The organism is Stenotrophomonas sp. YJH_SMC_122, from assembly GCF_059369535.1.
Map to the genome: position 1 here is coordinate 134,523 of NZ_JCAFST010000001.1, position 25,212 is coordinate 159,734.

17 protein-coding genes are annotated in these 25,212 nt (G+C 67.7%); 10 read left to right on the forward strand and 7 right to left on the reverse strand.

All coding sequences use genetic code 11. From position 1 onward, the window contains the following. Positions 1-228: 228 nt before the first annotated feature. Positions 229-627: an HU family DNA-binding protein gene (locus tag AC5P66_RS00705; RefSeq protein WP_005408442.1), complete on the reverse strand. Its 399-nt coding sequence runs from the start codon at positions 625-627 to the stop codon at positions 229-231. A gap of 373 nt (positions 628-1,000) precedes the next feature. Between AC5P66_RS00705 and AC5P66_RS00710 the strand changes: the two genes are divergently transcribed. After that, positions 1,001-1,432: an OsmC family protein gene (locus tag AC5P66_RS00710; RefSeq protein WP_049414152.1), complete on the forward strand. Its 432-nt coding sequence runs from the start codon at positions 1,001-1,003 to the stop codon at positions 1,430-1,432. 185 nt (positions 1,433-1,617) lie between these two features. Here AC5P66_RS00710 and AC5P66_RS00715 read toward each other — a convergent pair whose 3' ends face one another. Together AC5P66_RS00715 and AC5P66_RS00720 are read right to left on the reverse strand one after the other, a co-directional pair. Further along, positions 1,618-2,496, reverse strand: coding sequence for a PhzF family phenazine biosynthesis protein (locus AC5P66_RS00715; RefSeq protein WP_049440242.1), 879 nt, complete (start codon positions 2,494-2,496; stop codon positions 1,618-1,620). Between the two features lie 105 nt (positions 2,497-2,601). Continuing rightward, the gene (locus AC5P66_RS00720; protein WP_099495217.1) at positions 2,602-3,477 is read right to left on the reverse strand and encodes a PhzF family phenazine biosynthesis protein; all 876 of its coding nucleotides are present in this window, start codon (positions 3,475-3,477) and stop codon (positions 2,602-2,604) included. A gap of 75 nt (positions 3,478-3,552) precedes the next feature. Here AC5P66_RS00720 and AC5P66_RS00725 point away from each other — a divergent pair, with 75 nt between their 5' ends. The 4 genes from AC5P66_RS00725 to AC5P66_RS00740 all read left to right on the forward strand — a co-directional run bounded on the left by AC5P66_RS00725 (position 3,553) and on the right by AC5P66_RS00740 (position 9,597). Further along, on the forward strand, positions 3,553-6,147 hold the full coding sequence (locus AC5P66_RS00725; protein ID WP_049440238.1) for a bifunctional aspartate kinase/diaminopimelate decarboxylase: 2,595 nt from the start codon (positions 3,553-3,555) through the stop codon (positions 6,145-6,147). 76 nt (positions 6,148-6,223) lie between these two features. Beyond that, positions 6,224-7,576, forward strand: coding sequence for a UDP-N-acetyl-alpha-D-muramoyl-L-alanyl-L-glutamate epimerase (gene murL, locus AC5P66_RS00730; RefSeq protein WP_495216037.1), 1,353 nt, complete (start codon positions 6,224-6,226; stop codon positions 7,574-7,576). Continuing rightward, positions 7,557-8,966, forward strand: a complete 1,410-nt coding sequence (gene murD, locus AC5P66_RS00735; RefSeq protein ID WP_099495219.1) for a UDP-N-acetylmuramoyl-L-alanine--D-glutamate ligase — start codon at positions 7,557-7,559, stop codon at positions 8,964-8,966. The genes murL and murD overlap by 20 nt, the downstream gene beginning before the upstream one ends. A 97-nt stretch (positions 8,967-9,063) precedes the next feature. Continuing rightward, positions 9,064-9,597 carry a hypothetical protein gene (locus AC5P66_RS00740; protein ID WP_099495220.1) on the forward strand — a complete coding sequence of 178 codons (534 nt, stop codon included), beginning with the start codon at positions 9,064-9,066 and terminating at the stop codon, positions 9,595-9,597. Positions 9,598-9,684: 87 nt separating this feature from the next. On the opposite strand, the gene AC5P66_RS00745 is transcribed toward AC5P66_RS00740, so the two are convergent. Next, entirely contained in the window at positions 9,685-10,278 is a 594-nt protein-coding gene (locus AC5P66_RS00745; protein WP_099495221.1) for an SMI1/KNR4 family protein, read from the reverse strand. 133 nt (positions 10,279-10,411) lie between these two features. Here AC5P66_RS00745 and AC5P66_RS00750 point away from each other — a divergent pair, with 133 nt between their 5' ends. After that, a complete protein-coding gene (locus AC5P66_RS00750) occupies positions 10,412-11,203 on the forward strand; it encodes a dienelactone hydrolase family protein (protein ID WP_099495222.1) in 792 nt (263 codons plus the stop codon). A gap of 209 nt (positions 11,204-11,412) precedes the next feature. On the opposite strand, the gene AC5P66_RS00755 is transcribed toward AC5P66_RS00750, so the two are convergent. After that, complete coding sequence (locus AC5P66_RS00755) at positions 11,413-12,411, reverse strand: polyprenyl synthetase family protein (RefSeq protein WP_005408451.1); 999 nt, start codon at positions 12,409-12,411, stop codon at positions 11,413-11,415. A 214-nt stretch (positions 12,412-12,625) separates the two neighbouring features. Here AC5P66_RS00755 and AC5P66_RS00760 point away from each other — a divergent pair, with 214 nt between their 5' ends. Next, positions 12,626-14,239 carry an alpha-glucosidase family protein gene (locus AC5P66_RS00760; RefSeq protein WP_099495223.1) on the forward strand — a complete coding sequence of 538 codons (1,614 nt, stop codon included), beginning with the start codon at positions 12,626-12,628 and terminating at the stop codon, positions 14,237-14,239. Between the two features lie 237 nt (positions 14,240-14,476). Here AC5P66_RS00760 and AC5P66_RS00765 read toward each other — a convergent pair whose 3' ends face one another. Both AC5P66_RS00765 and AC5P66_RS00770 read right to left on the reverse strand, forming a co-directional pair. After that, positions 14,477-17,233: a TonB-dependent receptor gene (locus tag AC5P66_RS00765; RefSeq protein ID WP_049411634.1), complete on the reverse strand. Its 2,757-nt coding sequence runs from the start codon at positions 17,231-17,233 to the stop codon at positions 14,477-14,479. 250 nt (positions 17,234-17,483) lie between these two features. Beyond that, complete coding sequence (locus AC5P66_RS00770) at positions 17,484-19,535, reverse strand: glycoside hydrolase family 97 protein (protein WP_049411632.1); 2,052 nt, start codon at positions 19,533-19,535, stop codon at positions 17,484-17,486. A 237-nt stretch (positions 19,536-19,772) separates the two neighbouring features. On the opposite strand from AC5P66_RS00770, the gene AC5P66_RS00775 reads away from it, so the two are divergent. Genes AC5P66_RS00775 through AC5P66_RS00785 form a run of 3 tightly spaced genes read left to right on the forward strand, consistent with a single transcriptional unit; the run spans position 19,773 to position 25,161 of the window. Continuing rightward, positions 19,773-21,962, forward strand: coding sequence for a glucosidase family protein (locus tag AC5P66_RS00775; protein ID WP_495216038.1), 2,190 nt, complete (start codon positions 19,773-19,775; stop codon positions 21,960-21,962). After that, the gene (locus AC5P66_RS00780; RefSeq protein ID WP_049440221.1) at positions 21,959-23,446 is read left to right on the forward strand and encodes an MFS transporter; all 1,488 of its coding nucleotides are present in this window, start codon (positions 21,959-21,961) and stop codon (positions 23,444-23,446) included. Before AC5P66_RS00775 ends, AC5P66_RS00780 begins: the two co-directional genes overlap by 4 nt. Beyond that, a complete protein-coding gene (locus tag AC5P66_RS00785) occupies positions 23,446-25,161 on the forward strand; it encodes an alpha-amylase family glycosyl hydrolase (protein WP_099495225.1) in 1,716 nt (571 codons plus the stop codon). The genes AC5P66_RS00780 and AC5P66_RS00785 overlap by 1 nt, the downstream gene beginning before the upstream one ends. Positions 25,162-25,212: the final 51 nt, after the last annotated feature.

Here is a 25,212-nt window from a genome sequence, read left to right on the forward strand (position 1 = left end):
CGGCCGGCGCTGCACGCAGTGTTCCACCCGGTACGTTCCAGCACCTGCCCAGGCCGCGCTCGGCCCGTGGTGACGGGCCTGTACGGGCATTCCCGGGGAGGCGGCAACGCTGTGTTGCGGATTGCCGCAGCGCGACGCATCCACGCATGGCGTGGATCTACCGCCGGGCACGCAAAAAAAACGGGACGGCCAGAGCCGTCCCGTCGGAATCCACGTTGGGGCGCGCGCTTACAGCGCAGCGTCCTTCAGCTTCTTCAGCGGACGCACCTTCAGCTTGGTGGTGGCCGGCTTGGCGGCGAACCACTGCTCTTCCTTGGTGAACGGGTTGATGCCCTTGCGCTTCGGCTTGGCCGGCACATTGACGGTGGTGATCTTCAGCAGGCCCGGCAGGGTGAAGGAGCCAGCGCCCTTCTTGTGCACCGAGGAGGCGACGGCGCTTTCCAGCGAGGCCAGCACAGCGCGGACGTCCTTGGCGACGACGCCGGAGGCTTCAGCGATGTGTGCAACCAGGCCGGACTTGGTCAGCACTTCCTTGATCGGCTTCGGAGCGGCCGGCTTGGCGGCTGCCTTCGTCGCGACTTTCTTCACTGCCTTCTTCGGGGCAGCCTTCTTAGCGGTCTTTGCCATGGTTTCCTGTTCCGTGAACGGTTGGTTGTTTGGTCGGCGCCGAACCCCGTCGGCAAGCGCAATGTAGGGCAACTCTTGGGCGCCGCCAATAGCCCGAAGCGCGGAAAGTGCATGTTTTTTCATATCCAGGCCGATTCAGTACATGGTCGGCAATGGGGGATGGGGGCACGCCAGCGTGTTCGATCGCCGGCGCCCGCCGATTGGTGGGGTGCGCGAAACCACTGAAAACAAGAGGAAAATGCGTTCCGGGCTGGCGAGGAAGTGTCCACGCGCCGGGCTCGGGGGGCGACGTCCGGCGTGCGGCGGAGCGACGCAGGGCTAACGCGTGGCGTGCGAGGGTAGCCGTTCATCACCGCCACGCAGGAGCAGCACAATGGGAATCTCGCGACACGCCACCGCGCACTGGGAAGGCGATCTGAAGACGGGCAAGGGGCAGTTGAGCACGCCGCAGAGTGGGCTGCTGGACAAGACCCGCTACGGTTTCAACAGCCGCTTCGGCGACGAAAAGGGCACCAATCCGGAAGAGCTGATTGCCGCCGCGCACGCGGGTTGTTTCACCATGGCGCTGTCGGCCAAGCTCGGCGAAGCGGGCTTCACCCCGACCTCGCTGGACACCGAAGCCAAGGTCGACCTGTCGCTGGAAGGCGGTCCGCAGCTGTCGCAGATCCGCCTGAAGGTGAAGGCGGTGGTGCCCGGCATCGACGCGGCGCAGTTCCGCGCCATCGCCGATGACGCCAAGCAGAACTGCCCGGTATCCAAGGCACTGAGCGCGGTGCCGATCAGCCTGGAAGCCGAGCTGGGCTGAGCCAAGGTAGTGCCGGCCGCTGGCCGGCAACCGCATGATGCCGAGGTCCATGCAGCATGCCGAGGTCCATGCAGCAGCCGGCCAGCATTATGGCGGCCTTCCTGGCCGCCACCCTCCGGGCCGTCGCGTCCGACGTTGGCAGCGGCTCCTGCCGCTGCCTTCGGCTCTACCACCCGCCAGCGCGATCACCAATCAAGGGTGCCGGTGATGACGGTCTGCACCTGGCCGCCCGACCAGACCTCGCCGTCCTCGTCGACCCGCAGGGTCAGGCGCGCATCGTGGCCGACTTCGCGGCCCTGGCTGACTTCGAACGGTGCACGGCCACGTGGCAGCGCATCGCGCAGGTCCAGCCACGCGGCCAGCACTGCATTGGCGGCCCCCGAGGCGGCGTCTTCGAAGCGCCGACCATTGCCGACGAAAGCGCGCACGGCCAGATCGAATCCCTCACTGCCATCGCTGAAGGCATAGGCGAACACGCCCATGCTGTCGGTGGACTCGGCCAGCGCAGCCACCGCGTCCCAGTCCGGGCGCAGGGTGCGCAGTGCTGCTTCATCGGCCACCTGTACCACCCACCAGCTGCGTCCGCCCTGCATGCGCGCCGGCGGCAGCGAGCCCAGTGGCCAGTCCTTCAGTGCTGCCAGCAGGCGCGGATCGGTGGCTTCAGCGGTCTCCGCCAACTGCGCGCGCGGTGTGCGGATGGCGATGCGCCGCTGCGCGCCCTCACCGCTGACGCGCAGCGGCAGGACACCGGCAATGCCGTCCTGCACCAGCACGCCGTCGATCGGTGTGGCCAGGCCTGCCTGCAGCACCGCATGCGCCGTGCCGACGCTGGGGTGGCCGGCGAACGGCACTTCCTTCTGCGGGCTGAACATGCGCAGCCGGTAGCTGGCACCGGCGGCCTGGGGCGGGAACACGAAGGTGGTCTCGGGCAGGCGCGTCCAGCGTGCGATGGCCTGCATGCTGGCGTCGTCCAGGCCGTCGGCATCGAGTACCACGGCCAGCGGGTTGCCAGCGCCGGCGCGCGGGGAGAACACATCCAGCTGCAGGAAGCGGCGGGTGGTCATCGGGGCGAAACTCCAGGATCGGGTGGCGCGCAGCTTAACCCGCCGCTGTAGCGCCGAGCCGACGCTCGGCTGCCGTGTGGGCCGCAGCCGAGCGTGGGCTCGGCTCTACAGCCAACGGATATGGCCGTCGATGACCGGCTGCACCTGGCCGCCGATCCACACCGTGCCCTGCGCATCGACCTGTACCTGCACGCGACCATCGCGACCGACTTCGCGACCCTGGCTGGCCACAAAGCGGCCCCCGCCGCCGGACAGGGCGCCGTGCTGCGTCAGCCAGGCGCCGATCAACGCATTGGCGCTGCCGGTGACCGGGTCCTCGGGCACGCTGGGGGCATCGGCGGGGCAGAACGCGCGCACCACGCGGGCATGGCCGGCGCCGGCTTCGTCGGCGAACACCGCCACGCCGGTGGCATCGGTGGCAAGGCTCCAGTCGGCCAGCGCGGCCATGTCCGGCAGCAGGCTGCGCACGGCGTCGGCATCGCGCAGTGGCAGCAGCCACCAGCGTGCGCCGTTGTCCCAGAGTTCCGGCACCTGCCCGTCGGCAGCGAGCGCCAACAGCGCGGCGGGCGCTCCGCCTGCCTCCGTGTCCAGTTGCCGTGCCGGCGGGCTGGCCAGCTGGATCTCCAGTGCCCCGGCCGGGCCGCTCACCCGTACTGGCAGCAACCCTGCCGCGCATTGCTGCAGCAGGGCGCCGTCGCGCGGTTGGGCCAGGCCGCAGGTCACCGCCGCCCAGGCGGCGCCGACGCTGGGGTGGCCGGCAAACGCCAGCTCGCGGGTCGGGGTGAAGATGCGGATGTGGTAATCGGCGCCGGGCGCGGTGGGGCGCAGGAAGAACACCGTCTCGGACAGGTTCAGCCAGGCAGCCAGGGCCTGCATCTGGCTGCTGGAGAGCGCGTCGGCGTCCAGGATGGCGCCCAGTGGATTGCCGGTTCCGGGGCGGGGGGCGAAGACATCGAGCTGCAGGTAACGAAGGAGGGCCATCTACGGGGATATTGCGCTTAGAATCAAAGGTTCCGCCCCCGAGGGCGGCCTCCCCACATTCTACATAGCCAATCCATGTCAGCTTCCCCCCTTGTCGATCGTTGGATCGTACTGAAGTTCGGCGGCACCTCGGTGTCGCGTCGTCACCGCTGGGACACGATCGGGAAGCTGGCGAAAAAACGCGCGGAAGAGACCGGATCGCGCGTGCTGGTGGTGGTATCGGCGCTGTCCGGGGTCACCAACGAACTGACCGCGATTGCCGACGGCGCGCCGGACAGCGGTGATCGCGTGGCAGCGCTTGTCGAGCGCCATGAGGGCTTCCTGGCTGAACTCGGCCTGGGCCGCGAGGTGCTGGCCGAACGGCTGGCGGCGCTGCAGGGCCTGCTCGACGATGCGCGGGCGGCCACTCGTCCGCTGGATTGGCAGGCCGAAGTGCTGGGCCAGGGCGAGCTGTTGTCCTCCACGTTGGGTGCGGCCTATCTGCGCGCCTCGGGCTTGGACATGGGCTGGATGGATGCCCGCCAGTGGCTGGACGCGATGCCGCCGCAGCCGAACCAGAGCGACTGGTCGCAGCGGCTGTCGGTGAACTGCCAGTGGCGCGCCGACGCGGAGTGGATGCAGCGCTTCCGCGCGCAGCCGACCCGCCTGCTGATCACCCAGGGCTTCATTTCGCGGCATGCCGATGGCGGTACCGCCATCCTCGGCCGTGGTGGCTCGGATACCTCGGCGGCGTACTTCGGTGCGCTGCTCGGCGCCAGCCGGGTGGAGATCTGGACCGATGTGCCGGGCATGTTCAGCGCCAATCCGAAGGACGTGCCGGACGCGCGCCTGCTGACCCGCCTGGACTATTACGAAGCGCAGGAAATCGCCACCACCGGCGCCAAGGTGCTTCACCCGCGCTCGATCAAGCCGTGCCGCGATGCCGGCGTGCCGATGGCCATCCTCGATACCGAGCGCCCGGAACTGCCGGGCACCAGCATCGATGGCAGCGCCGCACCGGTGCCGGGGGTGAAGGCGATCAGCCGCCGCAATGGCATCGTGCTGGTGTCGATGGAAGGCATCGGGATGTGGCAGCAGGTCGGCTTCCTGGCCGATGTGTTCAACCTGTTCAAGAAGCACGGCCTGTCGGTGGACCTGATCGGTTCGGCCGAGACCAACGTCACGGTGTCGCTGGACCCGTCCGAGAACCTGGTCAACACCGATGTGCTGGCCGCGCTGTCGGCCGACCTGTCGCAGATCTGCAAGGTGAAGGTGATCGTGCCGTGCGCGGCGATCACCCTGGTGGGCCGTGGCATGCGGTCGCTGCTGCACAAGCTGTCGGACGTGTGGGCCACCTTCGGCCGCGAGCGCGTGCACATGATCTCGCAGTCGTCCAACGACCTGAACCTGACCTTCGTCATCGACGAGGCCGATGCCGATGGCCTGCTGCCGATCCTGCACGCCGAGCTGATCGACAGCGGCGCAATGCCGGTGGAAGAGACCGAAGTGTTCGGCCCGCGCTGGCGCGAGATTGCCGGCACCGTGCGCCCGCGCGGCACGCCGTGGTGGCGCGGCCAGCGTGCGCACCTGCTGCAGCTGGCCGATGCCGGTACGCCGCGCTACGTCTACCACCTGCCGACGGTGCGCGCCCGCGCCCGTGCACTGGCCGCAATCAAGCCGATTGACCAGCGCTACTACGCGATCAAGGCCAACAGCCACCCGGCCATCCTGCAGCTGCTGGAAGCGGAGGGCTTCGGCCTGGAGTGCGTGTCGCATGGCGAGCTGAGGCATGTGTTCCAGCACCTGCCGGAACTGTCGCCCAAGCGCGTGCTGTTCACCCCCAGCTTCTGTCCGCGCAGCGAGTACGAGGCGGCGTTCGCGCTGGGCGTGACCGTGACCGTCGACAACGTGGAAGCGCTGCAGCGCTGGCCGGACCTGTTCCGCAACCGCGAGCTGTGGCTGCGTGTCGATCTGGGCCGGGGTGAGGGCCACCACGCCAAGGTCCGTACTGGTGGCAAGGAGTCCAAGTTCGGCCTGCCGATCGCCCGCGTCGACGAGTTCGTGCGCGCGGCAACCGAACTGGGCAGCCGCGTGGTGGGACTGCATGCGCACCTGGGCAGCGGCGTGGAAACCGCGCAGCACTGGCGCCTGATGTGCGATGAGCTGGCCGGTTTCGCCCGCCGCATCGGCAGCGTGCAGACCATCGATATCGGTGGCGGCCTGCCGATTCCGTACAGCGACGAAGACGAACCCTTCGACCTGGACGCCTGGGCCGAGGGCCTGGCCGAGGTAAAGGCACTGCACCCGGCATTCCGCCTGGCGATCGAGCCGGGCCGCTACCTGGTGGCCGAATCGGGCGTGCTGCTGACCCATGCCACCCAGGTGGTGGAAAAGGACGGCGTGCGCCGTGTCGGCCTGGACGCCGGCATGAACGCACTGATGCGCCCGGCGCTGTACGACGCCTGGCATGACATCGAGAACCTCAGCCGCCAGGGCGGTTATGCCGAAGCGGCGTTCGATGTGGTCGGCCCGATCTGCGAATCCAGCGATGTGTTCGGCAAGCGCCGCAAGCTGCCGGTGTCGACCGCGCCGGACGACGTGATGCTGATCGCAGATGCCGGTGCCTACGGCTATGTGATGGCCAACACCTACAACCAGCGGATGCTGCCGCGCGAAGACGTGATCGAATGACCACCGCGCACGCCCTGCACCCGCCCACCGACACGCCCCGCGCCCTCGCGCGGGCCCGTGCCTGACCGGATACACCATGACTGCTTTCGACAAACACCAGGTTTCCCGCTTCCGCTTCGTCCGCTGCGACTTCGCAGCGGATACCGGCGTGGCCCGGCTGGTCTACGCCTTCGACGACGGCCCGGAGATGGTGGAAACCATCACCGTGCCCGGTGCCCCGTTCGTGCTGGACCCGGCGCGTGCGGCAGCGGTGCAGCGCGCGCTGCAGCTGCTGCACCTGATCGCCGGCGTCAGCTACTACAAGGCCGGCGTACCGGATACGGTCAGCATCGACAGCTACAGCATCGATGCCGATACCGCCGCGCTGGTGGAGACCATTTACCTCAACGGCCTGGGCGAATTCGCCTACCGCAACGGCCTGAACCTGCGTGGCCGCTTCCGGTTGCCGGTGCAGGGCGTAGCCGCGCAGGCGCCGGCGCTGGGCCTGCAGCCGCACGCGCTGGTGGCCATCGGCGGCGGCAAGGATTCGCTGGTCAGCATCGAAGCGCTGCGCCGTGCCGGCGTGGACGAGACGGTGACCTGGATCGGTGGCTCGCAGCTGATCCGTGCGTGCGCCGAGCGCACCGGCCTGCCGACCTTGAACCTGGGCCGCACGCTGGCACCGGAACTGTTCGAGCTGAACCGCCAGGGCGCCTGGAACGGCCATATCCCGGTGACGGTGGTGAACTCGGCGATCATGGTGCTGGCCGCGTTGCTGCACGGCGTGGACCAGGTCGTGTTCTCCAACGAGCGTTCGGCCAGCTACGGCAGCCAGATTCCGGGCACCGGCGAAGTGAATCACCAGTGGTCCAAGGGCTGGGCCTGCGAGCAGGCGTTCGGCAGCCATGTGCGGAAGTACGTGGCGGCGGACCTGCAGTACTACTCGCTGCTGCGCCCGATGTCCGAGCTGGCGGTGGCCCGCCAGTTCGCCAAGACCGATTTCTACGACGCGCACTTCTCCAGCTGCAACCGCAATTTCCACATTCTTGGCGAGCGCCCGGTGAACCGCTGGTGCGGCGTCTGCCCGAAATGCCACTTCGTGTTCCTGGCGCTGGCCCCGTTCATGCCCAAGACGCGCCTTGTGCGCATCTTCGGCCGCAACCTGCTGGACGATGCCGAACAGGCTGCTGGCTTCGACGCGCTGCTGGAATTCCAGGACCACAAGCCGTTCGAGTGCGTGGGCGAAGGCCGCGAATCGCGTGCGGCGATGGCGACCCTGGCGCAGCGCCCGGAATGGAAGGAAGACGTGTTGGTGAAGCGCTTCTGCAACGAGATCCAGCCGCAGCTGGATGCCGCCGAACTGGAACTGGCACCGCTGCTGCAGCTGCAGGGCGAGCACCGCGTTCCGGCTGCGCTGTGGGAACGGGTGCGTGAAGATTTCGAAGCTTGAAGGAAAGCGCGTCGCGCTGTGGGGCTGGGGCCGTGAGGGCCGCGCCGCGTTTGCGGTGCTGCGTGAGCGCCTGCCCACGCTGCCGCTGAGCCTGTTCTGCCCGGCCGCTGAAGCCGAAGCCGCGCGTGCGGAAACGCAGGGCGCGCTGCAGGTACTTGGCGAACCCTCGGCCGAAGCGCTGGCCGCGTTCGATGTGGTGATCAAGTCGCCCGGCATCAGCCCTTACCAGCCGATCGCGCTGGCGGCGGCAGAGCAGGGCACCACCTTCATCGGCGGCACCGCGCTGTGGTTTGCGGAGCACGCGGCTGACGATGGCATCGTGCACGACACCGTGTGCGTGACCGGCACCAAGGGCAAGAGCACCACCACCGCGCTGGTCGCGCACCTGCTGCGGGCCGCCGGGCATCGCACCGGACTGGTCGGCAACATCGGCCTGCCGCTGCTGGAAGTGCTGGACCCGCAGCCGGCGCCCGAGTACTGGGCCGTCGAGCTGTCCAGCTACCAGACCGGTGAAGTGGCGCGCAGTGGCGCCCGCCCGCAGGTGGCAGTGGTGCTGAACCTGTTCCCGGAACACCTGGACTGGCACGGCAGCGAACAGCGTTACATCGAGGACAAGCTGCGGCTGGTGACGGAAGCCGCGCCGCGCATTGCCGTGCTCAATGCCGCCGATCCGCACCTGGCCGCGCTGTCGCTGCCCGAGAGTGAGGTGGTCTGGTTCAACCAGCCGCAGGGCTGGCACATGCGCGGCGATGTCGTGCACCGCGGTGAGCAGGCCGTGTTCGATACCCGCAACACGCCGCTGCCGGGCCGCCACAACCGCGGCAACCTGTGCGCGGTGCTGGCCGCACTGGAAGCACTGGGCCTTGACGCCGTGGCGCTGGCACCGGCGGTGCAGGAGTTCCGCCCGCTGCCGAACCGCCTGCAGCGGATTGGCCTGGCCGATGGCCTGACCTACATCAACGATTCGATCAGCACCACGCCGCACGCCAGCCTGGCAGCGCTGGAGTGCTTCGCCGGGCAGCGCATCGCGCTGCTGGTGGGCGGGCATGACCGTGGCCTGGACTGGAGCGATTTCATGCAGCACATGGCGCACGATGTGCCGCCGGTGGAGATCGTGACCATGGGCAGCAACGGCCCGCGCATCCACACGATGCTGCAGCCGCTGGCCGACGCCGGTCGCTTCGGCCTGCACGCCGCCGCTGATCTGCCCGAGGCGATGGCACTGGCGCGCACGGCGCTGGGCGCGCAGGGCGGGGTGGTGCTGCTGTCGCCGGGTGCGCCAAGCTTCGGGGCCTACCGCGATTACGTGGCGCGTGGCCGCCATTTCGCCCAACTGGCCGGATTCGATCCGGACAGCATCAGCGCGATTCCGGGGTTGGGCATCGCCTGATCCGCCGGATCGGGGTCGGATCCCTTTCCTCAGGAAAGGGCTCTGATCCCGGCGAGTTACCATGGGGCGCATCCCCCGGACGGACCCGGATAGCCGCATGTGCACCTTCATCACCTTGTTCCTTCCTGCGTCGTTTGCGCAGGTCGATGCCGCCGCGATCATGCAGCGCAGCGGCCGGAGCCTGTTCGCGCAGGATTCGCCCAGCCTGCAGGCGGCCGTCGGGCCCGGCTGGCAGCCGTGGCTGAGCGCCGCGCACTGCGATTGCGGTACCGCGCTGGCTTCGTCGCGGGCCGAGCGGGAGTGGAAGGGCGATGCCGGGCGCTGGCGGAAGAAGGGTTGGAGCGAAGCCAAGATCGCCCGCGCGCTGGCCGAGCAGCAGGCGCGGCATGAACAGGATCAGCAGGCACGCCGCGATGAAGCGCTGGACGATGCCGGCCAGTGGTTGCAGCGTATCGACGCGCTGTTGCAGGCCGGAGCCGCGCGCATCGGCCTGCTGGTGCGCGACTACGACGGTTCGGTGGGTGCCCGGCAGCCGAAACCGCCGGAACGCCACTGGCCGCGGAATCAGCTGGCCCCAGCGGACCTGCTGGCGCTCATGCCGGGCACGTTGCATTGGATCGAGCGCGGGTAGTGCCGGCCGCTGGCCGGCAACCTGCGGAGAAATTCATCCACGCATGGCGTGGCTCTACTGTAGAGCCACGCCCACGCTCGGCTGCCTTCATCCGTCTTCATCGATGAACGCGTAATCGCCATCGATCAGCTGCTGCAGATACACATCGAAGCTCCGCGCAATGACCGCATAGCTGTCCGGATCGTGCAGGTAGCGCACCACCTGGCCGACGGTGCCGCCTGGCGCGGGATCGAAATCCAGGTACAGCATCGACGTGCCACCGTTGTTCATGCAGTGCGAGAAACACAGCCGGCGGTTCATCGGCAGATCCGCGTCGATGCCCTCGCCGAGAATCTCCGGTTCCTCATCCAGCCACTCTTCGTAGATGGAACGGATGCTGTCGTCCCACCGCTGCTGGTCCTCGAAGATCTGCGCGACCGATCGCAGGTAGTACGGGTAGCCACCGCCCTCCACGTCCGAGCCGAGCATCAGTACGCAGACCTTGCCGCCGGGGTACTCCCGGTAGTGGGTGCCATCCACGCGCGATAGGAGTTCGACCAGGCTGTCCGGCACCTGCGGCCACTGCACACGCAGGCGCTGCAGGTCTTCAGCGCTGGCGCCCTGCACGTGGACCCACTGCGGGGCATCCTCGGCAGGCAAACGCGGGATCAGGCCAGACAGAAAGCGATCAACAAGATTCATGCGAAAAAAGGGGACGGAGGGGATTAAGTCGTATCCAACCACACCTGCGTCACGCCGCCAATGCAGAATGCGACGCGGGAGGGGCGAATACGGCTTAATCCCCTCCGTCCCCTTTTTCTTGCGGAGCAGGCGCATGAATCGTTGGCGATGCGGTGTGGCGATGATGCTGGGGCTGGCGGCGATGCCAGCGTGGGCGGCGATGAAGACGCAGCCGGTGGAGTGGAAACACCAGGGCACGACCTTCAGTGGCGTGCTGGTCTATGACGATGGCGAGCATGACCAGCGACCTGGCCTGGTGATGGTGCCGAACTGGAAGGGTGTGAACGAGTCGGCGGTCGAGAAGGCCAAGCAGCTGGCCGGCGACGACTACGTGGTGCTGGTGGCCGATGTCTACGGCAAGGGTGTGCGACCGAAGACCGATGCCGAGGCCGGGCCGGTGGCGACCAAGCTGCGCAACGACCGGCCGCTGCTGCGCGCACGTGCGCTGGAAGCGGTGAACGTGCTCAAGGCGCAGGCCGGGAAGGTGCCGCTGGATGCCGGCCGGATCGGTGCGGTGGGCTTCTGCTTCGGTGGTACCACGGTGCTGGAACTGGCCCGTGCGGGCGCGCCGTTGGCGGGTGTGGTCAGCCTGCATGGTGGGTTGGGTTCGCCGCTGCCGGCGCAGGCCGGTGGCAGCCATCCTTCGGTGCTGGTGCTCAACGGGGCCGATGACAAGAGCGTGACCGCCGAGGACATCGCCGCGTTCCAGAAGGAAATGGATGCGGCCAAGGTCGATTGGGAGTTCACCAACTACAGCGGTGCAGTGCACTGCTTCGCCGAGCGCGACGCCAGCAGCCCGCCGGGGTGCCAGTACAACGAGCGGGCGGCCAAGCGCGCGTGGAAGGCACTGGATGAGTTCTTCGAGGAGCGCTTCGAGAAACGTTGATTCGTGCAGTGGTAGTGCCGGCCGCTGGCCGGCAACCTCATGATGCTGCGGATGTCATCGGGAATGCCGGACAGCGGCCGGCACTACCGATGCTTCAGTGCCGACCAACGGTCGGCACCTACCGATGCTTCAATGCCGGCCAGCGGCCGGCACTACCAGATGCGGTCAATGCGACCGTTTCAGTGCCGACCAACGGTCGGCACTACCGGTCAATGCGAGCGCTGCACCGCGTAACGCGCCAGACCACGCAGGGCGGCCACGGCATCGTTGTCGCCCAGGCCATCGAGCGCGCGCTCGGCGGCTTCGGCATATTCTTCCGCACGCGCGCGGCTGTACTCCAGGCCGCCGGTAGCCCGGATCGCGGCCAGCACTTCCGGCATCGCCGAGGCGTCGCCGTCCTGCACGATGGTGCGCAGGCGTTCGCGGGTCGCGTCGTCGGAGTGGGCCATCGCGTGGATCAGCGGCAGCGTGGCCTTGCCCTCGGCGAGGTCGTCGCCCAGGTTCTTGCCCAGCTCCTCGGCGTTGGCCGAGTAGTCCAGCACGTCGTCGGCGATCTGGAATGCGTAGCCCAGGTGCATGCCGTAGTCGAACAGGGCCTGCTGGGTCGCTTCATCCACGCCGCTGGCCAGCGCGCCCAGGCGGGTGCCGGCGGCGAACAGCACCGCAGTCTTGCGCTCGATCACGCGCAGGTAGGCGGCTTCGTCGGTATCCGGATTGTGCACGTGCAGCAGCTGCAGCACTTCGCCCTCGGCGATGCGGTTGGTGGCATCGGCCAGGATCTGCATCACCGGCATGCGCTCCAGCTCGACCATCAGCTGGAAGCTGCGCGAGTACAGGAAGTCGCCCACCAGCACGCTGGGCGCGTTGCCCCACAGCGCGTTGGCGGTGCTGCGGCCACGTCGCAGGCTGGACTCGTCCACCACGTCGTCGTGCAGCAGGGTAGAGGTGTGGATGAACTCGATGATCGCCGCCAGCTGGTGGTGCTCCGGGCCGGCCTGGCCGACCGCATGGCCGGCCAGCATCACCAGCATCGGACGCAGGCGCTTGCCGCCGGCGGAAATGATGTGGTCGGCGATCTGGTTGATCAGCACGACGTCCGAGGACAGCCGGCGCCGGATCAGGGCGTCGACGGCGGCCATGTCGGCCGCGGCAAGCGACTGGATCTGGGGCAGGCCCAGGGCGGGACGGGTGTCTTCGGTGATGGTCATGCGATCAGGCTTTCAGGCTCACCACCGATTATAGGCGCTGGCCGTGAATTCGGGCGCAAACGGGCCCGAGCGGCAATTCCGGCCCGGCCTGCGCGGCCCTTCGCGTGAATACGTATGCAGGTTGCGCCATGCCCGCGAGGCCACCGCTAAGCTTGCCGGAACAGGATTTCGGCCCGCTGCCGGCGGGTCCCGCATGCCCGGAGGGGGGCTGTCGATGTCGCACTATCCATGGTGGCGCGGAGCCGTCATCTACCAGATCTACCCGCGCAGTTTCCTCGATGCCAACGGCGATGGCGTGGGCGACCTGCCGGGCATCATCGAGCGCCTGGACCACATCGCTGCACTGGGCGTGGATGCGATCTGGATCTCGCCGTTCTTCAAGTCCCCCATGGCCGACTTCGGCTACGACATCGCCGACTACCGCGACGTCGACCCGCTGTTCGGCAGCCTGGACGACTTCGACCGCCTGTTGGCCAAGGCCCACGGCCTGGGCCTGAAGGTGATGATCGACCAGGTGCTGAGCCATACCTCGATCGAGCACGCCTGGTTCCGTGAGAGCCGCCAGGACCGCAGCAATCCGAAGGCGGACTGGTACGTCTGGGCCGACCCGCGCGAGGACGGCACCCCGCCCAACAACTGGCTGTCGCTGTTCGGCGGCTGTGCCTGGCAGTGGGAGCCGCGCCGCGAGCAGTACTACCTGCACAACTTCCTGGTCGACCAGCCGGACCTGAACTTCCATCACCCGGACGTGCAGCAGGCCACCCTGGACAATGTGCGCTTCTGGCTCGATCGCGGCGTGGATGGCTTCCGCCTGGATGCGATCAACTTCTGCTTCCACGACGCACAGCTGCGCGACAACCCGCCCAAGCCGGCGGAGAAGCGGGTGGGGCGCGGCTTCAGCCCGGACAACCCGTACGCTTACCAGTACCACTACTACAACAACACCCAGCCAGAGAACCTGCCGTTCCTGGAGCGCCTGCGCGCGCTGCTGGATGAGTATCCGGGGGCGGTCAGCCTGGGCGAGATCTCTTCGGAGGATTCGCTGGCGACCACCGCCGAGTACACCCGCGATGGCCGCCTGCACATGGGTTACAGCTTCGAGCTGCTGGTGGATGACTACAGCGCGGCCTACATCCGCGACACGGTCTCGCGGCTGGAAGCGGCGATGACCGAAGGCTGGCCGTGCTGGGCGGTGTCCAATCACGACGTGGAGCGGGCGGTCAGCCGCTGGGGCGGTCACCCGGCCGATCCGCGCCTGGCGCGGATGCTGGTGGCGATGCTGTGCTCGCTGCGCGGCTCGGTCTGCCTGTACCAGGGCGAGGAGCTGGGCCTGGCCGAGGCCGAGGTGCCGTTCGAGGCCCTGCAGGATCCGTATGGCATCACCTTCTGGCCGAACTTCAAGGGCCGCGACGGCTGCCGTACGCCGCTGCCATGGACCGATGCACCGCTGGCCGGCTTCACCACCGGCCAGCCCTGGCTGCCGATCCCGGCCGAGCACCGCGCGGCGGCGGTGGCCGTGCAGGAACGCGACCCGCACTCGGTGCTGGCGGCGTTCCGCGCGTTCCTGGCCTGGCGGCATACCCAGCCGGCGCTTCTGCATGGCAGCATCAGATTCCTTGAAAGCGCCGAGCCTGTGCTGCTGTTCGAGCGTATGCTTGCAGATGAAACCCTCCTGCTGGCCTTCAACCTGTCGGCCGAGGCGGTGACCCATCCGCTGCCGCTGGGCAACTGGCAGCAGGTGGCGGTACCGGGCCCGGATGCGGGCACGGTGCAGGGCAACGAACTCCAGCTGCCGCCGCGCGCGGTGTATTGCGCCCGACGCAGCTGACCGTTTTCTCCGGTGGCGGTACTTGCGGGGACGGGGCCGAAGCGCCCCGTCCCTTTTTTGTGGGCGGGATTCCAGAGAACGGCATCCACGCATGGCGCGGATCTACGGACGTGCCGGCATCCGCGCAAAAGAAAACCCGCTGCCTGCGCAGCGGGTTTCCGGTCCTGCTCCCTTTGTGTTGCCGGCCAGCGGCCGGCGCTACCGGGTCCGGGCTGCCGGGCAGGACCCGGCGCTACCTCAGAACTTGTAGTTCACGCCCAGCATGTAGGTGCGGCCCCACTCGATGTACTCCAGCGGGCGGTCCTTGCTGCCGGCGTAGGTGCGGTACGGCTCGTTGGTCAGGTTGCTGCCCTGCAGCAGCAGGGTGAGACCGCGCAGGGTGCTGCTGTCGCTGAAGGTGTAGCTGATCTGCGCGTCGGTCACGTTCTCGCCGACAACGTAGCGCAGGCTGCGGTTGCCGTTGAAGTTGCCGATCTCGCCGATGAAGTCCGAACGCCGGCGCTGGCTGACGCGTGCTTCAAAGCCGCTGCGCTCGTAATAGGCCGTGAAGTTGTACACGCGCTTGGACAGGCCGGGCAGGCTGATCGGGTCGCTGCCCACGCTGGACGCGCTTTCCGGGTCCAGGATGGTGATGTCGCTCTTGTTGAAGGTCGCGCTGGCCTGCACGCCGAAGCCACGCAGGCTGTCGGTCAGCATCTCCAGCGGGAACGAGGCGGTCAGTTCCAGGCCCTTCAGCGTGCCGCCCTTGCCGTTCTGCGGGGCGGAGAAGGTGCCGGTGGTCAGCACCGGTGCCGTCATTCCCGGCGGCGGCACGTAGCTGCCCAGCAGCGCGGTGAAGTCGTAGTTGTCGACCGACTGGGTGTAGACGTAGCTCTTCAGGTCCTTGTAGAAGATCGCGGCGGCCACGTAGGCCTTCTCGCCGAAGTACTTCTCGTAGGACAGGTCCAGCGCGGTGGCACGCCACGGGTCCAGCAGCGGATTGCCGCCGCTGCCGCCGGGGCGCCCGGTGCCGGTGTCCACGCCGAACTCCAGGCCGGCACGCATCTGGTCCACGCGCGGCCGCGCAACCTGCTTGGCGGCGGCAAAACGCAGCGTCTGCTGATGCGGGAACAGGAAGGCCAGGTTCAGGCTCGGCAGCCAGTCATTGTAGGTGCGGCCATTGGAGTACGGCTGCACGTTGTTGCCGGCCGACTGCGAGCTGTCCCAGTACCGCGAATCCGAGCTCTGGTCGGTGTGCTGCATCTGCACGCCGATGTTGCCGCGCACGCCGACTTCACCGATGTCGGCGTTGATGTTCAGGCGCGCCCAGGCGGTGGTGATCTTCTCCTGTACCGTCCACGACTTGGGGATCAGGTAGTCCAGGTTGTCGACCGGGTTGAAGGTCATGTAGCGCCCCACCGCGGCGGGCACGTTCCAGGCCGGGATGGTGCCGAGGCCGGCGAAGCCCAGGTTGACCGGGCGGTACTGCAGGTCCGAGGCGATGTTGGCGTCGCCCTGCGCACCCAGCAGGATGTTGCCTTCGGACTGGGTCTTCACCTTGCGGCGGTCGGCATAGTTCACGCCGATGTCGATGTCCGGCGCCCACGACGCGACGGCATCGGGCAGGGCGATGGTGGCTGCCAGCTTGCCACCCTTCAGGCGGTCTTCCACCTGCGGCACCTTGCCGTAGCCGGAACCGTAGATGGTGTTGGTCAGGAACAGAGCGTCGGGGTTGGAGTAGTTCAGCCCCGGGCTGATCTGCGAGAAGCCGTCCTGGCGGATCGACACGCCGACCGTATCCAGCTGCGGCATCGGGGTCAGCTGCAGGTTGTTTTCCAGGTTCAGCTCATCGCGCGTGGCCTTGGAGTAGTTCAGGTCGGCGACCAGCTTGACGCCGCTGAAGTTGAACTCGTTGTTCCAGCCGAACGCGTCGATCTTGTCCTTGCGCTTGTTGTACATGCCGCGCACCAGCGGATACACGCCGCTGGCGGTGCCGCCGGTGAACGAGCCATTGGCGTTGACCTGCGGGTTGCTGACCAGCAGGCCCGGGGTGTAGTTGCCGTTGTAGTTGCTGAGGTTCAGCTCGAACTGGTTGGCGGTATCGATCTGCTCGGCTTCGGTGTGGAACGCATCGAAGGTGCTGGTCCAGCTGTTGTTGGGCCGGAACTGGATCGTGGCCATCACGCCGTCGCGCTTGTTGTTGCCGGTGCGGCGCAGCGCCTTGATGCCATCGGAGAAGTAGGTGCCGGCGCCCACGCCCGGGCGGTCGCCCTTGTCGGTGTGCTCGGTGGTCCACGGCTCGTACAGGCCGACCTGGTTCTCCTGGATCGGCATGTCGCTGTGCGCATAGCCGATGGCGATGCCCAGGGTCTTGTCCAGGAACTGGTCGATGTAGCTGGCGCTGAAGCGGTTGCCGTACGGATCGGTGTTGGCGGCGCGGCCCAGCGAGCTCTTCTGGTAGCGGCCACTGACCGCGATCACGCGCTCGCCGAAGCTGAGCGGGCGCGCGGTCTGCATGTCGATGGTGCCCGACAGGCCCTGGCCGACCAGCGCCGCATCCGGGGTCTTGTACACGGTCACGCCGTTGACCAGCTCGGACGGGTACTGGTCGAACTCGACGCCGCGGTTGTCGCCGGTGCTGACCACTTCGCGGCCATTGAGCAGTGTAGTGGCGAAGTCCGGCGACAGGCCGCGCACGCTGATCACCTGCGCACGTCCGGCGACGCGCTGTGCGGCAAGGCCAGGCAGGCGCGAGATGGACTCGGCGATGCTGACGTCGGGCAGCTTGCCGATGTCTTCGGCGGAGATTGCTTCCACCACCGAGGTGGCGTCCTGCTTGACCGCGATCGCGCTCTCGATGCCGCGGCGGATGCCGGTGACCTGCACCGTATCGAGGTTGGTGGCGGCGGTGCCGGCCGGTGTGGTGGTGTTCTGCGTGGACTGTGCCGACGCCAGTGTCGGCGCCAGGACAACGGCCAGCGCGATGCTCAGCGCGCTGCGCTTGTGGTTCAACATTTTCCCCTCCCAGGCAATGTTGCAGATCGATTTGTGAGCGTTCCGGCGGGGCCGTGAACGTGCGACGCGGTGGCCGCTGTCGTCGCCGCTATGGTAGGCAGCGCATTCTTCGCGGGAATCACCCTGCATACGTATTCAATGGCGTCTACAGGGATGTAATCGCTTTCAGGTACTGCTTGCGGTAGTGCCGGCCGCTGGCCGGCATCACGATCTGCGGGTTGCCGGCCAGCGGCCGGCACTACCCGTGCGTTCAAAGCGGTGTGAAGCGAATGGCCTGGCCACCGCCTGGTGCCAGCACCAGCGTCAGTGCATCGGCGCTGGTCACTTCGCGGGTTTCGCGAACGAACCCGAACGGGTTGCTGCGGAAATCAGCGCCTTCACCATCACGGTAGATCTCGGCGCGATAGCGCACGCCCGGCTCCAGGAAGCCCAGCGAGACCGGCAGCACACGTCCGTGTTCATCGGTGATGCTGCCGAGGAACCAGTCGCGGCTGTTGCGGTCGCGGCGCACGATCGTCACGTAGTCGCCCACTTCGCCATCGAGCACGCGGCTCTGCTCCCAGTCCACCGCCACGTCCTCGATGAAGCGGAACGCCTCGCGATGCTGCAGGTAGTGCTCGGGCAGGTCGGCGGCCATCTGGATCGGGCTGTAGAGCACCACATACAGCGCCAGCTGCCGCGCCAGCGTGCTGGGGATGGCCTGGCCGTGGCGGCCCTTCAGGCTGAGGATGCCGGGGGTGTAGTCCATCGGCCCGGCCAGCATGCGGGTGAACACCAGGTTGACCTCATGCTCCGGCGGGTTCGGCGGCTGGCCCCAGGCGTTGTACTCCATGCCGCGTGCGCCTTCGCGCGAGATCCAGTTGGGATAGGTGCGGCGCAGGCCGGTGTCCTTGATCGGCTCATGCGGGTTGACCGACAGGTGCCGGCGCGCGGCCTCCTGCACCACCTTCAGATGGTGGCGTGCCATGAACTGCCCGTCGTGCCACTCGCGCCACAGCGGTCCCCCTGCCGGATTGCGACGATCGACCTGGCCGTCGTCGCACACATAGCCGGTCTTGAACTGGTCCACGCCCAGCCGTGCATACAGGTCCAGCGCGGCACCCAGCTGGTCCTCGTAGTGCTCGATGGCGCAGCCGGTTTCATGATGGCCGATCAGGTGCACGCCCTTTTTCAGGCCGTACGCGGACAGCGCCTCAATGTCGAAATCGGGCGTGGCACGGGTGAAATCGAAGTCGTAGCCATTGCCCACCCACATGCCGTCCCAGCCCGGGTTCCAGCCTTCCACCAGCACGCCACGGAAGCCGTGCGCGGCGGCGAAGTCGATGACTTTTTTCGTCTTGGCGGTGGTGGCCGCGTGCTTCGGCCCGGTCGCCCAGCTCTCGTTGTCCAGGTGCATCGACCACCACACGCCCAGGTACTTGGCCGGCTTCACCCAGCTCACATCACCCAGCGCATTGGGTTCGTTGAGATTGAGGATCAGGTCCGATTCGACCAGGCCACCGGCGCGGTCGGCAATCTGCAGCGTGCGCCAGGGCGTGGCGAAGGGCAGGGTGCGGCGTACCTTCCAGCCTTCGGCCGAGGGCGAAAGCTGCGCGCGCAGGCGTTGTCCCTCGGTCCGGCGCAGCCACATGCCGGCATAGTCCACCAGCGCCGCTTCGTGGATCGCCACGTGCAGGCCGTCGCGGCTGCGCAGGGTCATCGGCGTATGCACCAGCGGCACTTCGCGCAGCGGCGTGCGCTGGTACAGGTATTCGTAGTGGATCGGCTCGCCGGCGGGAATCCACCAGGCGGTTGATTCGGGCGCGATGGCGAACTCGGTCAGTTCGTCATCGATGATGGCCTCGCGCAGGTTCGGTTGTTCAGGGAACACATAGCGGAAGCCAAGGCCATCATCGTAGACGCGGAACACCACATCCAGCCGCCGCTTGCTGCCGGTGGTTTCGGCCAGCTGCACGGTCAGCTCGTTGAAGTGGTTGCGGGTGAGCCGGCGCTCTCCCCAAGGCTGCTCCCAGGTGTCATCCACGCTGTGCCGCTGCTGGCCCAGCAGGGTGAAATCGCGGTCCAGGCGACCGTCGCGCAGGGCGAAGCCGAGCTTCGAATCCTCCACCACGGTGTCGCCCAGGCGCTCGACCCGGTAGCGGGCCGTGCCGCCATCCAGCAGCAGACTGACCTTCAATACCTTGCCCGGCGATTCGACGCTGGCCACCTGAGGCGCGGCCTGTACCAGCGTGGCCCATCCGATCAGGGCCAGACCGAGCATGTGCGCGAATAGCGCGCGTACAGCAGTGGGTGACATCGGCAATTCCCCTCCCAAGGCGCCGTTGGCAGACCCGGACCATAAGCCAGCGCGGCGGGTGCGCTACCGCGCGATGCCATGAATACGTATGCAACTGGACGCAGCCGACAGCCCCGCGTCTACCATGGGGCCAGGGCACCTTGAGGGAGGGGCCGCGCCCGCCCGCCGGCAACGACGGTGCGGACCTACAACGCGTGCAGAGAGGGAGGGAGGTCGACGGGCGCAAGCCGGTCCGCCGCTTCGATGCTGAAGATCATTTGCCTGACCGCTGCCCTGGGGGCAGCGCTGGGGACGACCGCGCAGGCGGCCGACCTGCAATTCGACGGCCGCCATGCGCGCGCCGAAGCCGCTGCCGAGGGCAGCTTCGTGCTGCATGCGCCGAAAGGTGAGGTGCGCATCGCGCCGATGCCGATGCGCAGCCAGACCGGCAGCGTGATGTTCGACGCCCTGTTCGCGCTGGCCCAGCAGGAAATGGACCAGGACCGCGTGGATGCCATCCGTGATCCCGCCTTCGACGAAGGCCGGCCGGTGCCCTGCGAGTGCTTCCAGACCGGTGCGCGCTGGCCTTACGTGTGGACGCGCGATGTCAGCTTCGCCGCCGATCTGGCGCTGGCGCGGCTGGATCCGCAGCGCACCCGGCAGTCGCTGCAGTTCAAGCTGTCGGCGGCCCGCGATGGCCATACGTCCGGCCTGTTCGTTGCGCAGGACACCGGTTCCGGCGGCAGCTGGCCGATCAGCAGCGACCGCGTGGTGTGGTTCCTGGCAGCACGTCACCTGCTGGAGGATCGCGCGTTTGCCGACCAGGTCTGGCAGGCGCTGCAGGGCACGCTGGCGCAGGACCGCGCGATGGTGTTCGACGCGCAGATGGGCCTGTACCGCGGCGAGACCTCCTTCCTGGACTGGCGCGAGCAGACCTATCCAGACTGGACCCGCGAGGATGTGCGTTTCATCGGTGATTCCTACGCACTGTCCACCAACGTGCTGCACTACCAGGCACTGCGCCTGGCCGAACGCCTGGCCGGGCAGCACGGCGATGCCCGCGCGACCGACTACAAGGCCTGGGCCGATGCATTGGCGCAGCAGATCGATGCGCGCTTCTGGCGCGAGGATATCGGCCAGTACATGAGCTACATCGGCGAAGCCGCGCACCCGGTGCCGTACGCCAAGGTCGATCTGCTCGGCCTCTCGCTGGGCATCCTCGCCGAGGTGCTGCCGCCCGAGCGCGCGCGGCGTGCGCTGGCGGCGTATCCGATGGGCCCGGCCGGCAGCCCGGTGGCCTGGCCGCAGGAAGCACAACAGCCGATCTATCACAACCGGGCAATCTGGCCGTTCGTCAGTGCCTACTCGCTGCGTGCGGCGCGGCAGCTGGACGATGCGCCGCGCATTGCCGCCGAGATCCGCTCGCTGATGCAGGGTGCCGCGCTGGCCGGCTCCAACATGGAGAACTACGAGCTGGTCAGCCAGGCCGTGCATGTCGAGGAAGGCGCGCTCAGCGGGCCGGTGGTCAATTCGGAGCGCCAGCTGTGGTCGGTGGCTGGGTATCTGTCGATGGTGGTCGAGGGCGTGTTCGGCCTGCAGGATGATGGCCGCGTGCAGCCCAAGCTGCCAGCGGCGCTGGTCCCCGAACTGTTCGGCAAGCGGCACCGCATCTCCCTGGAGGCCGATGGCAAGCGCTATGTGCTGGAGCGGCCGAAGCAGGTGGGTGATGGCCTGCTGGTGGCGGGCGAGGTAAAGACGCGTGGTACCGCCACCACCGTGCAGCTGGTGGCCGCGCCGTCGCGCACGTCGCCCGCCAGCACGGTCGATGCCAATGCGCGCGCGCCGGCAACCCCGCCCGCGCCGCAGGCGCGACGCAGCGGCAGAGGTTGGTCGGTACCGGTGGCTGAAGGCCAGGTGCTGTGGCAGGACGGCCGGGCGGTGACCGCGATCACCCAGGGCGTGGCACGCATCGTCGATGACGGCCTGCAGCATTGCCTCAGCCTGACCCGGCGCGATGGTGCATTGGAATCGCTGCACAGCCCGATGGTCTGCGTCGGTCCGCAGCAGCGACTGAAGGGTGCCGAGCGCTGGCAGTTCACCTCGGCCAAGGCGGGGCAGGTGCGCCTGCGCCTGCAGTACAGCAACCCGAATGGGCCGATCAACACGGGCGTGACCGCCGCGGTGAAGCAGCTGGTGCTGCAGTGTCCGGGCCAGCCGTTGCAGCGGCATGCGGTCACCCTGCCGCACAGCGTGACCGTGCAGCACTCGACCTCGGCGGCATTTACGGTGCCCAAGGGCCGATGCACGGTCGCGCTTGAGGAAGGCTTCAACATGAGCGCGCTGCGGCACTTCGCGCACTACACCGGGGGCAAGGGCGGGCGCGACGGCGTGCTCAACCAGGCGCAGGTGCAGGCGCTGACGGTGGCGCCCGTGGCCGTAGAGGGCGCACGATGAATCGCCCCGCCAAACCCCAGCTGTCGTTCTGGCAGATCTGGAACATGTGTTTCGGTTTTCTCGGGATCCAGTTCGGCTTCGCCCTGCAGAATGCCAACGCCAGCCGCATTTTCGAGACGCTGGGCGCGGACATCGACGCGGTACCGGGGCTGTGGATCGCCGCGCCGCTGACCGGCCTGCTGGTGCAGCCGGTGATCGGTTACCTGTCCGATCGCACCTGGACGCGCTGGGGGCGGCGCCGTCCGTTCTTCATGATCGGTGCGGTGCTGACCACGCTGGCCCTGCTGGTGATGCCGAATTCGCCGACGCTGTGGATCGCGGCCGGCACGCTGTGGGTGCTCGATGCCTCGATCAACGTATCGATGGAGCCTTTCCGTGCCTTTGTCGGCGATCAGCTGGCGCCACGCCAGCGTCCGGCCGGCTACGCGATGCAGAGCTTCTTCATCGGCGTGGGCGCCATCGTCGCCAGCTTCCTGCCGTTCATCCTGGCCCACTTCGGGGTCGCCAATACGGCCGCCGCAGGTGAGGTGCCGGACACCGTGCGCTATGCGTTCTACTTCGGCGCGGTGGTGCTGCTGGCGGCGATCACCTGGACGGTGCTCAGCACCCGAGAATATTCACCAGCAGAACTGGCTGCCTTCGATGATGCCGAGCCGCCGGCGCATCATGCGGGAGCGGTGATCAACGGCCCGGCTCCATGGACGCGGGTCACCCTGTGGCTAGGGCTGGGTGTGCTGTTGGCGCTGCTGATCACTTGGCGACAAGGCGACAGGATGCTGTACGTGCTGGCAGGCCTGTGCGCCGGCTACGGCCTGCTGCTGGCGGCCGCGCGCGCGTTGCCGGCCACGCACATGCTGGCCGCCATCGTCGGCGACCTGCGCGCGATGCCGGTGACCATGCGCCGCCTGGCGTGGGTGCAGTTCTTCTCGTGGTTCGCGCTTTTCGCCATGTGGATCTACACCACTGCTGCGGTCGCCGGTGCCCACTTCGGTTCGACCGATCCACAGTCGGCGGCCTACAACGAAGGTGCCAACTGGGTGGGCGTGCTGTTTGGCGCCTACAACGGCTTCGCTGCGCTGGCGGCGGTGCTGATTCCGCCGATGGTGCGTGCGATCGGCCTGCGCTGGAGCCACCTGGTCAACCTGTGGCTGGGCGCTGCCGGCCTGGTCTCGCTGATGTTCATCCGCGACCCGCACTGGCTGCTGCTGTCGATGGTCGGCGTCGGCTTCGCCTGGGCATCGATTCTCTCGCTGCCGTATGCACTGCTGTCCGACAGCGTGCCGGCGTCGAAGATGGGCGTGTACATGGGCATCTTCAATTTCTTCATCGTGATCCCGCAGCTGGTGGCGGCCAGTGCGCTCGGCTTTGCCCTGCGCGCATGGCTGGGTGGCCAGCCGATGCAGGTGCTGGTGCTGGGCGGCTGCAGCCTGTTCGTCGCCGGCCTGTGCGTGCTGCGGGTTCCGTCCCGTCCGGAGGTGGTGTGATGCGTGGTGTCCTGGCTGTTGCTGTTTCCCTTGCCCTGTTCGCCGGCCAGGCCGTGGCCACGCCGCGCCCGGACTACGTCGGCACCACCGAGCCATTCGCCAGCGATGCGGTGTACTTCGTGGTCACCGACCGCTTCGTCAACGGCGATCCGTCCAACGATCACCGCGACCAGGGCGGCACGCATCGCACCTTCGATATTCCGGTGCCGTGCCCGGACAGGGTGGACGGCAACATCGGCTACCTCGGCGGCGACTTCCGCGGCGTGCTCGACAATGCGCAGTACATCCGCAACCTGGGTTTCGGCGCGGTGTGGATCACGCCGATCGTCGACAACCCGGACCAGGCCTTTACCGGCAGCAAGCCGATCAGCTGCACCAGCACGCTGACCGATCGCGGCAAGACCGGCTACCACGGCTACTGGGGCATCAATTTCTACAAGCTCGATGAGCACCTGCCCAGCAGGGACCTGGACTTCGCCGGGCTGACCAAGGGCCTGCACGGCGCCGGCTTGAAGGTGGTGCTGGATATCGTCGGCAACCACGGCTCGCCGGCCTGGACCATGCCGACGCGGCAGCCGCAGTTCGGCCAGATCTTCGACAAGGACGGAACGCTGATTGCCGACCACCAGAACCTACCGCCGCAGAAGCTGGATCCGAAGCACAATCCGCTGCACGCGTTCTACAACAACATCGGTCCGGTCGACAGCAAGGACGGTTCGATCTTCGACGGCAACCTGGCCGAACTGTCCGACTTCAACCAGGACAATCCGGCGGTGATGGATTACCTGGTCGGCGCCTACCTGCAGTGGACCGCGCAGGGCGTGGACGCGCTGCGCATCGACACCATCGGCTGGCTGCCGCACCCGTGGTGGCATGAATTCGTCAAGCGCATCCGCGCCGAGCACCCGGACATGTTCATGTTCGGCGAAGCCTTCGACTACAACGCGGCGACCATCGCCGAGCATACCTGGCCGGCCAATGCCAATGTCAGCGTGCTCGATTTCCCGCTGCGCGGTGCACTGGAACAGACCTTCGGCACCGCCGGCAAGGGCTTCGAGACCCTGGCCGAGCCGCTGCACCTGAGCGGTGGCCCGTATGCCAATCCGTACGAGCTGATGAGCTTCTACGACAACCACGACATGCCGCGTCTGCAGGCCAGCGACAACGGCTTCATCGACGCGCACAACTGGCTGTTCACCGCGCGCGGCATTCCGGTGGTCTACTACGGCTCGGAAACCGGCTTCATGCGTGGTCGCGCCGAGCATGCCGGCAATCGTGCCTACTTCGGCCAGCCGCGTGTGGACGCTGCGCCGCAGAGCCCGATCTTCGCGCCGCTGCAGCGCATCGCCAGGCTGCGCGCAGCCACCCCGGCGCTGCAGCGCGGCGTGCAGGTGAACGAGCGTCTGCAGGGCGACGAGGCGGTGTTCTTCCGCGTGCTGCAACAGGGCGACGTGGCGCAGACCGTGCTGGTGCTGCTGAACAAGGGCGATGTGGCGCGCACCTTCGAGGTGGATCGCTACCTGCAAGCCGGCACCTGGCGTGACGCGCTGGGTGGCGGCACGGTGCAGGTCAAGCGCCAGCTGAAGGCTGACGTGCCAGCGCATGGGGTGAAGGTCTACGTACTGGATGCGCCCGTGCAGCAGCCGGCACTGCAGGCCGAACTGGACAAGGCGATGGCCGACCAGAAGGCGCGGGACGTGCGTCTGGGGCGGTAGTGCCGGCCGCTGGCCGGCAACTCGTGAATCCATGGTCCCTTCAGGTGCCGG